This is a genomic window from Nonomuraea terrae, from assembly GCF_044465245.1.
Lineage (GTDB): Bacteria > Actinomycetota > Actinomycetes > Streptosporangiales > Streptosporangiaceae > Nonomuraea > Nonomuraea terrae.
In genome coordinates, this window is the sequence record NZ_JBITLL010000002.1 from 668,683 (window position 1) to 681,365 (window position 12,683).

The 12,683-nt window shown below is 71.3% G+C and carries 8 protein-coding genes and 1 pseudogene; 3 read left to right on the forward strand and 6 right to left on the reverse strand.

What is annotated here, in order from left to right:
- Positions 1 to 218: 218 nt before the first annotated feature.
- Positions 219 to 2,855 carry a hypothetical protein gene (locus ACIBP6_RS09435; protein WP_397050440.1) on the forward strand — a complete coding sequence of 879 codons (2,637 nt, stop codon included), beginning with the start codon at positions 219 to 221 and terminating at the stop codon, positions 2,853 to 2,855.
- 76 nt (positions 2,856 to 2,931) lie between these two features.
- Here ACIBP6_RS09435 and ACIBP6_RS09440 read toward each other — a convergent pair whose 3' ends face one another.
- On the reverse strand, positions 2,932 to 3,540 hold the full coding sequence (locus ACIBP6_RS09440) for a TetR/AcrR family transcriptional regulator (RefSeq protein ID WP_397050442.1): 609 nt from the start codon (positions 3,538 to 3,540) through the stop codon (positions 2,932 to 2,934).
- Between the two features lie 44 nt (positions 3,541 to 3,584).
- Entirely contained in the window at positions 3,585 to 5,042 is a 1,458-nt protein-coding gene (locus ACIBP6_RS09445) for an MFS transporter (RefSeq protein WP_397050444.1), read from the reverse strand.
- 830 nt (positions 5,043 to 5,872) lie between these two features.
- Between ACIBP6_RS09445 and ACIBP6_RS09450 the strand changes: the two genes are divergently transcribed.
- The gene (locus ACIBP6_RS09450) at positions 5,873 to 7,255 is read left to right on the forward strand and encodes an MFS transporter (RefSeq protein ID WP_397050446.1); all 1,383 of its coding nucleotides are present in this window, start codon (positions 5,873 to 5,875) and stop codon (positions 7,253 to 7,255) included.
- Positions 7,256 to 7,401: 146 nt separating this feature from the next.
- On the opposite strand, the pseudogene ACIBP6_RS09455 reads toward ACIBP6_RS09450, so the two are convergent.
- A pseudogene (locus ACIBP6_RS09455) lies at positions 7,402 to 9,125 on the reverse strand (acetyl/propionyl/methylcrotonyl-CoA carboxylase subunit alpha).
- 178 nt (positions 9,126 to 9,303) lie between these two features.
- Here ACIBP6_RS09455 and ACIBP6_RS09460 point away from each other — a divergent pair.
- A complete protein-coding gene (locus tag ACIBP6_RS09460; protein WP_397050448.1) occupies positions 9,304 to 9,723 on the forward strand; it encodes a hypothetical protein in 420 nt (139 codons plus the stop codon).
- On the opposite strand, the gene ACIBP6_RS09465 is transcribed toward ACIBP6_RS09460, so the two are convergent.
- Genes ACIBP6_RS09465 through ACIBP6_RS09475 form a run of 3 tightly spaced genes read right to left on the reverse strand, consistent with a single transcriptional unit; the run spans position 9,677 to position 12,676 of the window.
- On the reverse strand, positions 9,677 to 10,552 hold the full coding sequence (locus ACIBP6_RS09465) for a MaoC/PaaZ C-terminal domain-containing protein (RefSeq protein WP_397050450.1): 876 nt from the start codon (positions 10,550 to 10,552) through the stop codon (positions 9,677 to 9,679). The genes ACIBP6_RS09460 and ACIBP6_RS09465 overlap by 47 nt on opposite strands.
- Positions 10,543 to 11,646 (reverse strand): MBL fold metallo-hydrolase, encoded by a 1,104-nt coding sequence (locus tag ACIBP6_RS09470; RefSeq protein ID WP_397050452.1) that lies wholly within the window; start codon positions 11,644 to 11,646, stop codon positions 10,543 to 10,545. The genes ACIBP6_RS09465 and ACIBP6_RS09470 overlap by 10 nt, the downstream gene beginning before the upstream one ends.
- A gap of 1 nt (position 11,647) precedes the next feature.
- Positions 11,648 to 12,676, reverse strand: a complete 1,029-nt coding sequence (locus ACIBP6_RS09475) for a TIGR03617 family F420-dependent LLM class oxidoreductase (RefSeq protein WP_397050454.1) — start codon at positions 12,674 to 12,676, stop codon at positions 11,648 to 11,650.
- Positions 12,677 to 12,683: the final 7 nt, after the last annotated feature.

Genomic DNA, 12,683 nt, shown 5'->3' on the forward strand with positions numbered 1-12,683 from the left:
CGCTGAGCAGTGCAATCCAGGAGTGGAAATTCCCTGAGGTAGACGCAACGGGCACAGCCGACGCGGATATCGGCCGGGCAGGCCTGCGAATGACGCGCACGTTGCCGGAATTCTGCTGCCGGCGGGCTCCATATGAGTAATCTTCTGCAAAAGATCAAGCGTCACCGCCCCCCTCTTCTTCCGAGAGATCGCGCAGTTTCGAAAGATCGCGGAGTGTCATGCCAATAGACCGACCTGAACTGGTATTCGATGGCGCGCCAGAGTTCCTGGAATGGCTCTACGCTCTCGCCCGGCGCCCCTGGCCACTCAACCGGGAGAAGCTGCTCCCCATCGTTCACCTTCACGTCGCGGAGCCTCCGGCAGAGTCGAGGAGGCTGCTGACGGCCTTGCACGAGCGCTGGACGGCGCATCGACTGCGCGGGGCGCGCCAGTGCGTCATGGTCGCGCCCTCCCACGTGGCGGCCGAGCAAGGAGTGGAACAACTGCTGGCCGCCGCGGCGGCGCAGTTCTTCCAGGGGAACCGCCTCGGCAGAGGGCGGGGCGCGCCGCATTTCGCGCTCGCCTCGTGGCTGGCGACCCTCCAGCGGGAGGGACGCGAACGGCTGTCGGAGGACGAGGTCGTCGCCCAGCTCTCCGCCCACTTCTCCCAATACGAGCTCTTCTACGAGGGGCAGGAGCTCCGGGAAGACGCGCAGATCAGGGTGCCCCTGGCCACCATCAGCGACCTGCCCTGGTGGATCAAGCTACCCGCGTCCGTGTTGCCGCGCTTGGTCCTGCACATCGCTGACACGGTGTTCGGACCGCAGAGGTGGTTCGAGCACCGGGGCGAAAGCCGGCAGCAGGAGAGGCGCCGAGACGAGCCGGAGCCTCTCAAGGGCAGTCTGTTCACCCTGGCCAAGAGGTTCGCGGGGATCGAGGGCCAAGCGCCGACGCGGCAGCAAGTGAACGCGCTGCTCGCCGATGCGCTGTTGGAGGATCTGCGGCGAGCGTACAGCAGAGGCGGCCTGTTCGGCCGCGGACGGCGCCGCCGCACCTACCCGGTCCTCCTGCTGGGGTGCGAGAGCGGAGAAGCGACGACCGACCTGCTCCGGGCGATCAAGGACGTGCGGAACAGCCGGCCCCGCCGCGGCACGTTCAAGAAGGATCCGCTGCTCGTCGTCGCCGCGGGCCCGCACGCGGCATCCGATGTCGACGCGCGTGCTCAGGAGGAGGCGGCACCCGGCAGTCCGGAGGCCGCCTACATGGGGTGGCACGAGGGGCTGAAGGAGGCGCCGAGGCGAGACCGCGTCTGGCTGCTTCCGTTCGCGATCCCTACGAATGCGCCGCCGGCGACAGTCCGCGACCGGGTCATGAAGTTGCGACCTCCTCAGCGGGTGCCGTGGATGTCGTTCGTGGGGCTGGGTTTGCTGGTCGCAGGCGTCGTGGCGGTGCCGGTCTCCAGTCACGAGTTCTGCCGACCGTGGTGGTCGCCGTCGGTGCGGGCCTGGCCGCCGGGTGTGCTCGATGCCATGACCCTCGAGGATCTGGGCGACGACGGGAAGCAGTGCGTGGGGCTGGCAGGCGAGGACCCGCCGCTGGTCGACACGAAAGAGCTGGGCGGAGCCATCGACAAGATCAAGGAAACCAACGCGAAGGTGGTGCTCAATCCGAAGCACATCACCGTGGTCCACCTGACGATCCTGTCCCCTGGCAACGAGCAGGGCGTGCGGGTCGCCCGTGAGGAGTTGCGCGGGCTGGCGATCGCGCAGCAGGAGTCACTGGAGGAAGACGCCCCGATCCGGCTGCTGCTGGCCAATGCGGGCGCGAACATGGAATACGCGGACCGCGCCGCACAGAAGATCGTAGCGGAGGCGCGCCGGGACCCGCGGATCGTCGGCGTTGTCGGGCTGGGGCTGAGCACGCAGCAGACGATCGACGCGGTCCAGCGACTGGGTCAAGCGGGCCTGCCGTCCGTCGGCTCGGCGACCACGGCGGACGAGCTGATCGACGCCTCGCCCTACTACTACCAGGTGAGTCCGGGCAACCGGCGCCAGGCCGTCTTCGCCGCCGGGTACGCCTCGGCGGACCTGCGTGCCCGGCGGGCCCGCGTGTACTACTCGGCAGACCCGGACGACACCTACAGCGCCGAGCTCGCCACCGCCATGCGCGACGAGTTGCCGGTCGCGGGGGTGGAGATCAGCGATCACGCGGGCTACCGCGTGACCGATGAGGGTCCGGGCGAAAGTGTCGGCCAACTGGGCAGAAGGGCCTGCCAGGCCGCGGAACGCCCGGACGAGATCGTCGTCTACGCGGGGCGTGCGGAGCGCTTCGAACAGTTCCTGACCGGCATGAAGCTCGCCTGCCAGAACCGCTACCCGCGCATCCTGGCCACCGATGACGTCTCCCGTTTCGTCCTGTCGGGCGCCAACCGCAAGTACCCGGGGCTGCGGCTGGAGTACATGACGCTGGCCAGCAGCGCGCTGTGGGGCGCCGACTGCCAGGCGACCCGGAGACAGAGCGGCTTCTACATCCGCTACAACGGTCTGTTCGGGGGCGCCTGCGAGGAGAACCGTGACGGCCGGGCGTTGCTGACGTTCGACGCGCTCGCGGTGATCCGGCAGGCGGCGGCGAACGTGCTGGCGAAGGACGCGGTCACGCTGAAGACCCAGGGCATCGTCGCCGGGCTGGCCGACATCCGCGGCAAGGGGCTGGTCAGCGGGGTCAGCGGCGACCTGGACTACTCGGATTCCGAGGCGCCGCGGACGCCTGTGGACAAGGCGATCCAGGTGCTGCGTGCCACCGAGGGGCAACCGTGCCTGGCCAAGGTGGAGGGCAAGTTCAGCTCGCAGCCATGGATCGCGCGCGACTGCCCTTGAACCTGCGGCGCTGTCATACGTGATGGTGGCTTGGTGTGTGCCGGTTCGAGGCCGGCCAGGGGCGATGCGGATGCTGTCAGGCGCCGGGGGCACGGTAGCCGACGGCGGAGAGGACGAAGTCCACGGTCTCCTCGACGTACTTGGTCTTGTGTTCGAGGAGGGTGGGGATCTGGCTCGTCGGCGTCGACAGGAAGTGGTTGGTGAGGATGCCGGCGAGCGCGTCCAGCACGAGTGCGGGGGACGTGCCGCCCGGGAGCTCGCCCCGTTCGATGGCGGCGAGCACGATCGCGCGGCCCCGGCGGATGCGCTCGCGCTGGAACGTCTCCAGCGCCTGCCCGAACAGTTCGGGATACACCCTGGCCTCGACCTGGGCCCTGAGGTAGACCAGGCCTCTGGGCTCCAGGTAGCTGTCGAGGATGTCGGTGGCCATGTCGAGCAGGTTCTTCCGCAGGGGGCCCGTACGGCTCGGCGGGAGGCTCTTCGACAGCCAGCTGGTCAGGGCGTCGGCGATCAGTTTGTCCTTGCTCTCCCAGCGGTTGTACATGGCGGCCTTGCCCACGCGCGCCCGGCGGGCCACGGCGTCGATGGTGAATCCGGCCCAGCCGACCTCTCCGTACAGCTCCAGCGCCGCGCCGTGCACCCGCGACTCCAGACCGGGATCCGGCCGCCGACCTCGTCCGCTCACAGGCACAGTGTGCCAGATTCGTGATCAGCTCAGCGGGTGAAGCGCTACGGCGCGGGCCTGGTCGGGACGGCCTCGGCCCGGCCGTCGGGGTGCGCCCGGGCGGGTTCCGGACGCCGGCGGCGCCGGGGCAGGAGCGCGGCGATGATCATGGCGACGGTCGCCGAGACGGCGGTGATGATCAGGGCCAGGTGGAGCCCGTTCTGCGAGGGCAGCGAGAAGGCGCCGCGCTGGACGGTCGCGGCGGCGAGGACCGCGCTGATCACCGCGCTGGCCGTGGAGGTGCCGATGGCGCGCATGAGGGCGTTGATGCCGTTGGCCGCGGCCGTCTCCGACGTGGGCACCGCGCCCATGATCGAGGCGGGCATGGCGGCGTAGCCGAGACCGGCTCCGGAGGAGACGATCGTCGCGGCCAGGACGACGTGCCAGATCTCGTCCATCAGGAACAGCGCGCTGCCGTAGCCGGCGAGCATGAGCAGAGCGCCGATCACGAGGGTCACCTTGGGCCCGTAGGCGCCGGTGACGCGGGCCGACACGGGGGAAAGGACGATCATCAGCGCGCCGCCCACGGCCATGCACAACCCGGCCTCGAGCAGGGACAGCCCCATTCCGTAGCCGGTGGCCGACGGGGCCTGGAGCACCAGGGGGAACACCAGGCTCATTCCGAACATGGAGAAGCCGAAGGCGATGGACGTCAGGTTCGTGATCAGCACCTGGGGCCGTGCGGTCGTCCGCAGGTCGACCAGCGCATCGCTGATCCTCAGCTGGACGAAACCCCAGACGAGGAAGACCACGGCCGAGGCGGCGAACAGGCCGAGGGTGAGCGGGCTGGTCCAGCCCCAGCTGCCGCCTTTGCTGATGGGCAGCAGGAAGCACACCAGGCCGGCCGTCAACCCGGCCGCGCCGAGGAGGTCGAACCGTCCCCCGGCCCGCACCCGCGAGTCGGGCACGACCGTGAGGGCCAGGACCAGGCCGGCCACGCCCATGCCGGCCGACACCAGGAAGAGCATGTGCCAGTCGGCGAACTGCGCGACCAGCGCGCCCAGCGGGAGGCCGGCCGCGCCGCCGGCGCCCATGGTGGCGCTCATCAGCGCCATGGCGGAGCCGAGCCGTTCGGCCGGCAGCAGGTCGCGCATGATGCTGATGCCCAGCGGGATCACGCCCACGGCGCAGCCCTGCAGCGCACGGCCCAGCACCACGAGGGGCAGCGAGCTGGAGACGACACAGATCGCCGACCCGGCGATCATCAACGCGAGACTGATCACGATCATCCGGCGCTTGCCGTACATGTCGCCGAGCCGCCCGCTGACCGGTGTGAACACCGCCGAGGACAGCAGCGTGGCGGTGATGACCCAGGAGGCGTCCTCGGCCGGGACGGACAGCAGCCGGGGAAGCTCGGGGATGATCGGCACCATCAGGGTGAACATCACGGCGACGACCATGCCGCAGAAGGCCAGTGCGCCGATGGCGATGTTCGATCGCCTGCGAGATAAGGGCGACGCCACCGTACTCCGTTCTGTGGAAGCTGATCGGCCGGGGCGACGTTCAGCCCTGATCATTATGCCCGTCGCTCCTTGCCCGCGGGGTCCAGCTTCGGCGCCATCGTGATCTCCCCTTCCAGCGATAACGACCTGCGAGCCGGCACTCCGCCGGCCGATCGGGGACGCGCCCGGGAGGAGGCGGTGCGGCATTGCGACAAAGGGATCGAATCGAGGAATCCCGCCGCACTCTAACTAGACAAGGATTGTCTGTAAATAGGCCGGCACGGCGCTCATACGGGCCCGGCACACCCTTGACACCGGTCGGAGCGCCGACTTAGCTTCTATTTACAGACATGTTGCGTCCAAATTAATTCCCAGCTCAACCCCGGCACCCAGCCGACGTCCGACACCGGCGTCGGCCCTGCGGGGCGACCGCCGCACGCCGGCAGGTCTGGAGGAAGCGCATGCCCCGTCATCCCCCGCGCAGCGCACCCGCATCACCCCATGGAGCACCCGGCGAAGGGCTCCTGAGACCCGGCCCGACCTGATCGGGCGGCGGGCCACGGCAACCTGAACGCGCCGGGCTCCACCTTCAGGCCCGCCACGGCGCCGGAGAACCGGCCGCATCTGATCATCACCACGCAGGGCGCGCGGCGTTCCGCCGCGTCCTCCACCCGTCATGCCCGCAACAGCCGCGCGGACCGCTCGCGCGGCCGCGCCGGCCTGCCCCCGTCTCCTCACCATGCTCCGGGCCGTCGCCGCGGAGCCGATCAGCCCTACCCCGACGTCACTCATGCCGTCCGGCCACCCGCCGGGCGCGCAGTCGGCCACGGATGTTCAAGGAGCCCCCCACCATGGTCAGCGAGCGTGTCCCACCGCAGAGCGAGCCGACAACATCGAGCACCGAGGCGGCGGCCGGCCCTCCGGCGCATTCCAAGGTCATGGCCTGGGCCATCACGCTCATGCTGCTCGCCTCCACCCTCATCGCCTATCTGGACAAGGCGATCCTCGGCCTGGTCGCCCAGCCCGTGATGGCCGACCTCGGGCTGACCGCCGCCCAGTTCGGCAGCATCAGCACCGCCGCCAGCCTGCTCGGCCCGCTCGTGGCCCTGCTGTTCGCGGCCGTGGCCGACCGGCTGCCGCTCAAGGGCACCCTGTTCACGCTCGTCCTGCTGTGGTCGCTGCTCCAGCTGCCGATCTTCTTCGCCGCCTCGGCCGGTCTGCTCATGGTGACCCGGCTCATGCTCGGCGCGGCCGAGGCTCCCGCCAACTCGGTGATGCACTCGATGGCGTACTCATGGTGGCCGAACGAGCGCCGCGGGCTGCCCGCGGCGCTGCTCACCACCGGAGCGTCGTTCGGCAAGCTGATCTTCGCCCCGATCATCGTCCTGATCATCGCCGCGTTCGGCTGGCAGTCCGGCTTCCTCAGCGTGGCCGTCATGGGCTTCATCTGGTGCCTCGGCTGGGCCTTCATCGGCAGGACCGGCCCGTACTCCGACCAGGTGACCCCGATCGCCAAAAGCCCGCAGACCCCCGAGGACCCGACGGCCGGCAAGCGGGCTCCGCTGCGCTCCATCCTGCTGACCGGTACCTTCATCGGCTTTCTGGCGATCTTCGCCTCCGTCGGCATGTTGGTGTCGATCGTCATGACCTGGCTTCCGTCGTACTTCGAGGCCGGTCTTGGCTTCTCCGCGGTGACGGCCGGCTCGCTGTTCGGGGTGCCGAGCATCACTTCGGTGATCTTCCTGTTCCTGTACGGCGGGCTGGGCGACAAGGCGCTCAAGAACGGCGCGTCGTCCCGGGTGGTCCGCGTGCTGATCGGCGGCGGCCTGGCGGCGGCCGGCGGCCTGTGCCTGATGACCCTGCCGCTCGCCTCCGGCGTGGCGGTCCCCATGGCCCTGCTGATGCTCGGCTACGGCCTGTCCACGAGCATCTACGCCATCGCCAACCCGGCGCTCGCGCAGATCGCGCCGCCCGCGCAGCGCACCAGCGTCCTGTCGATCGGCCTGGCCGTGAGCGGCCTGCTCGGCGTGTCGGGGCCGGTCCTCGCGGGCGTGGTCCTCGACGCCGCCACGGCTTCCGGCGCGCCGCCCGCCGAAGGCTACACCAGCGTGTTCATGCTGGCGGGAGGGATCGTCCTCATCGGCGGCGCGCTCTTCGCCCTGCTGGCGAACCCGGAGCGGGACGCCCTGAAGGTGGAGGCGGCCCGCGCCGCCCTCGCGGCCGACAAGCCCTGACCGCTCCCCAGGCCGGCGGCGAGCCTGACCGCTTCCCGGGCTCCGGATGTGGTGCGATGCCACCGCGTCCGGAGCCTTCTCCGTGTCCGGCGATGGCCTCGGTGCCGCCCTGCGCCCTGGCGCCGATCAGCTCGGCCGCGGCCGCGTCAGGCGGGGTCCTTGATCGCACAGATCACCGCGCCGGCGGCCACTGTGGCGCCCGTCTCGGCCGACATGCCGAGCACGGTGCCGTCCTTGTGGGCGGTGAGCGGCTGCTCCATCTTCATCGCCTCCAGCACGACGATGATGTCGCCCGTCGTCACGCTGTCGCCGTCGGCGGCCACGACCTTGACGATCGTGCCCTGCATGGGGCTGACCAGGGCGTCGCCTCCCGCCGCGGGAACCGCGCCGGCCCGCCGGGGCGCGCCGCGGGCAGCGGGCTTACGCGCGCCGCCGGCGAGCCCGGCGGGCAGGACGACCTCCAGGCGTTCGCCCGCCACCTCCACCGTGACCCGCTCCCGCGCTCCCGGCGCTTCCTCGGCCGCGACCGGTCCCGCGTACGGCGCGATCCGGTTGCCGAACTCGGTCTCGATCCAGCGGGTGTGCACGGTGAACGGCTCGGCGGTGAAGGCCGGGTCCGTCACGACGGCCCGGTGGAACGGCAGCGCGGTGGGCATGCCGTCGATCCCGAACTCGGCCGGCGCCCGCCCGACCCGCCGCAACGCCTGAGCGCGGGTGGCGCCGGTGACGATCAGCTTGGCGACCAGCGAGTCGAAGGCTCCGGGCACGGTCTCGCCCTGCCCGTAACCGCTGTCGAGGCGGACCCCTGGACCGGAGGGGGCGCGCCAGCCGGTGATGGTCCCGGGTGCGGGCAGGAAGCCCCGGCCGGGGTCCTCGGCGTTGATCCGGAACTCGATGGAGTGCCCGCGCGACGGCGGGTCGCCGTAGCCGAGCCGCTCACCGGCCGCGATGCGGAACATCTCGCGGACCAGGTCGATGCCCGTGACCTCCTCGCTGACCGGGTGCTCGACCTGCAGGCTCGTGTTGACCTCCAGGAACGAGATCGTGCCGTCCTGACCGACGAGGAACTCACACGTCCCCGCCCCCACGTACCCGGCCTCCCGCAGGATGGCCTTCGAGCTGTCGCGCAGCAGCGCCTCCTGCTCGGGCGTGAGGAACGGGGCCGGGGCCTCCTCGACCAGCTTCTGGTGACGGCGCTGGAGCGAGCAGTCGCGGGTGGAGACCACGACCACGTCGCCGTACGCGTCGGCCAGGCACTGGGTCTCCACGTGGCGCGGCCGGTCGAGGTAACGCTCGGCGAAGCACTCGCCCCGGCCGAAGGCGGCCACGGCCTCGCGTACGGCGCTCTCGTACAGGCCGGGGATCTCCTCCGGGGTGCGGGCCACCTTCAGCCCGCGCCCGCCGCCGCCGTACGCCGCCTTGATCGCGATCGGCAGCCCGTGCTCCGCCGCGAACGCCACCACCTCGTCCACCCCGGACACCGGGTGCTCGGTGCCGGCGACCAGGGGCGCGCCCACCTTCTGGGCGATGTGCCGGGCCCGGACCTTGTCGCCGAGCGCGGTGATCGCCGAAGGGGGCGGCCCGATCCAGACCAGCCCGGCGTCGATGACGGCCTGGGCGAAGGCGGCGTTCTCGGCCAGGAACCCGTAACCGGGGTGCACCGCGTCGGCGCCGGACCGCGCCGCCACCTCCATGATCTTCCCGATCGCCAGGTACGTCTTCCCCCGGCGTCGCCCCCTCCAGCGCGTACGCGCAGGGCGTCGCGGTCGGGGTCGGCGTAGACGGCCACGCAGCCGATCCCGGCGTCCCGGCAGGCCCGGACGACGCGTACGGCGATCTCACCGCGGTTGGCGACCAGCACCTTGCGCAGGCTCACAGGTGTCCTCCAAGATTCCATCTCGACTCCCGCCAGCCGCGGGGACCTCTGACAAGAGGACGGCGCAACGCCCGCCGGCCGCGGCGAGGGTTCCGCCCGGATCGGGCGCTCGCTCGGCCGGATCACCGCGTCCACGGAGCCGCGCTCGGCCGCCAGGTACGGCGTCGCCAGGGTGTCCTCGTACGCGCGGACCGGCTCGGCCCGCAGCGCGTCCGGGACGTCGGTCGGCGGCCAGGCGCCTGCGCCGCAGGATGTCGACCGCGCCCATGACCGCGATCTGCGCGGTGCGTGGTGCGTTGTCAGCGGGCTGTTCCGGGGGTTCGTGGCCGAGTGGCTTGGGCGACTCCCCGACGCCGGTCTGCGCGCCGAGCTCGTGGTGGCCTCCGTGGTGAGCACGCACAACGAGGTGCCGCGCGCCGGCGGCGCCCACGACCCGTCCGAGCCGCTCGACCACGCCCTCGGCTACGTCATCGCCACCTTCCGCCACCTCGAACGACCCCAGGAGAACTGGGGGCAGGTCGTCGTCGCGACCTTCTCCCAGGCCGTCATGGCCGCCGTCCGGCAGCACCTGGACTCCCGGCCTTCTTCGTGAAGGTGCCGTGGTCGAGCACGACCCGCCCGGCCACCGTGGTCTGGAAGCGGCAGGTCTCGCCTTCGTCCCAGATGGCGACCGACAGCTCCTCGCCGGGCAGCACCGGAGAGGCGAAGCGCGCCGACATGGAGCCGAACGAGGCGGGGTCGGAGCCGCAGACGGTGTGCAGCAGCGCCCTGCCGGTGAAGCCGAACGTGCACAGGCCGTGCAGGATCGGACGGTCGAACCCGGCCTTCCCGGCGAGCCAGGGGTCGGAGTGCAGCGGATTGCGGTCGCCGCTCAGCCGGTACAGCAACGCCTGGTCGGGCCGGGTGCGGTAGGTGACCACGTGGTCCGGCTCGGCCTGCGGCCGCTGCCAGGTCACGGAGGCGCCGCGGTCGCCGCCGAAGCCTCCTTCGCCGCGGATGAAGATGCCGCTGCTGACGTCGGCGAGCACCGCTCCCGAGGCCTTGTCCGTGATGGTCGACTCCGTCACGGCGATGGCGTGCCGCCCTTTGTCGTAGAAGCCGGCCACCCGGCTCCTGGTCACGGTGGCGCCCTCGACGGGCAGCACGCCGTGCAGGGTGATCGACTGTTCGGCGTGCAGCACCTGCGAGATGTCGAAGTCGCCGAGGGCGGGCATCGAGCCGGCGCCGCCGATCATCACCGCGAAGGTGGGCAGCACCTGCTGGGTGACGTCGTGGGAGTTCTCCGTCGTGAACGACAACTCCGCCAGCGGATCCTCGCTCCCCGCGCCGACGCCGAGCGCGTAGAGGATGGCGTCGGCCGAGGTCCATCGGCGGCCTTCGCCGTCCCATTCCTTGCCCACCAGGTCGAGGTTCAGCGCCACGTGATCATTCCTTCCGGGAGTCGGTCCGGGCCGATGCGTTCGTGCTGAGGGGCGGCTGGGAACCAGCGCACCGGGCTGCGCCCCTGCCTGCGGACGGCGCCGCGGGCCTCGAGGTGGTCCAGGTGTGACAGCGTCTCCCCGACCGCGCTGGTCAGCAGGAAACCGGAATACTCCGCCCAGTCGCGTGACCACGTGACCTGCGAGGCGATCTCCCACGCGGTCACACCGGGCGTGCCGGCCACCTGGTTGTGGATCTCCGCCAGCCGGCGATCATGGTGCGCCCTGACCGTGGCCGTGCGCGCCGCGATGCCGCGGAAGCGGTACTCGTGGCCCGGGAGGGCCTCGTACGCGTCGTGCTCCGGCAGCAGGGTCAGGCTGTCGAGGTAGTCGCCGAGGGGATCGAGCGTGTCGTAGGCGTAGCCGCTGATGTTGGGGGTGATCCGGGGCAGCAGGTGGTCCCCGGTGAGGATCACGGCGTCGTCCGGGGAGACGAAGCACAGGTGGCCGGGCGTGTGACCGGGCGTCCACAACGCGCGGACGTCCCGGCCCGGGATGCGGGCGTCGTCACCGTGGCCGAGGAAGAAGTCGGCCTCGAGATCGGTCAGGCCGGTCGGTGTCGTGGTGCCGCTCGCCCCGCTCGGCGGAGCGTCAGCGTCCGCGTCAGGGGGGATGCCGGCCGCGTCCCGCCAGCGGCGCGTCCTGGCCGCGCTCGTCTCCCTGTTCGCCTGCCGGCGCAGCGCCTCCTGCTCCGCCTCGTGCATCGCCACCCAGCAGCCGGACTTCTCGCGGACCCAGGACGCCAGCCCGTGGTGGTCGAGGTGGGCGTGGGTCACCAGCACGCCGGTCACGTCCTCGGGGCGGGCGCCGATCGTGGCGAGCCCCGCCGTGTGCGATTCGCCGCCGCCGTCGAAGGGCCAGCCGGGGTCCACGAGGGTCACTCCGGGCCCGCTCTCGAACGCGTAGCACAGCACGTAGCGCAGCGGGTTTCCCGTCATGGGCACCGGCAGCGACCACAGCCCCGGCCGGACCCGCTCCACGGGAGGCAACGTCCGGCGCCGCCACGCCTCCAGTTGCAGGCGCCCGGTGACCTCCATGTCAGGCCCCCTCGTCCCGGTCCTGGAGCTCTGTCAGGGCCTTGCGGATCTCGGCCGCCGGCATGCCCGGCGGCGGCTGGAGGTGGACCTGGTCGACCAGCCCCCCGAAGCGGCGGGAAACCTCCGCCGTCACCTCCGCCAGTGAGCCGCTCACGCAGAACGTGTCGAGGACCTCGTCGTCGACGAGGTCGGCCATCCGTTCCCAGCGGTCGGCCTCGGGACGGACCGACAACGCGTGCAGCCGCTCGTGCAGCTCCTCCCAGCCGTGCAGGGCGAGCACTCCCTTGTACGCCGGGGTGGAGCCGTAGAAGGCGATCCTCCCGCGCAACATCTGCCGCTCGCGGTCCTCCTCCGCTCCGAAGACGTGCACGAACCCGGGACAGTGCACCGTCACCTCGGCCCGGTCACGACCGGCCCGCTCCAGGCCCTCCTCCAGGGCCGGGACGGTGACCTCCCGGAAGTACCGCTCGGTGCTGAAGCCGTGCGGGATCAGCCCGTCCGCCACCTCGCCGGCCAGCCGGGTCATGAGCGGGCCCACCGCGGCGAGGTGGATGGGCGGGTCGCCGTGGCCGTGCGGCGGCGGGCGGAAAGTCGCCGTCATCAGGGTGTGCCGGTAGTACTCGCCTTCGTGCCGGACCTCCCGGCCGTGGTTCCAGTCGTCCCAGATCGCGCGCAGGGCCGTGACGTACTCACGCATCCGCGCCGCGGGATGGCTCCAGGGCATGCCGAACCGGCGGGTGATGTGCGGCTTGGTCTGGGTGCCGAGGCCCAGGACGAAACGTCCCCCGGACAGCGACTGAAGGTCATGGGCGACGTACGCGAGCGTCATCGGCGTGCGGGCGAACGCCACCGCGATCCCGGTCGTGAGCCGAATCCGGCTCGTCGCCGGGGCGGCCAGGGCGAGCGGCAGGAACGGGTCGTGGTCGACCTCGGCGCTGGTGACGGCGTCGAAGCCGGCCTCCTCCGCCCATGCGGCGAACCTTCCGGCCGCTGCCAGCGGCGCGGCGCCGCCGTGAACACTGACCTTCATGTCGCTT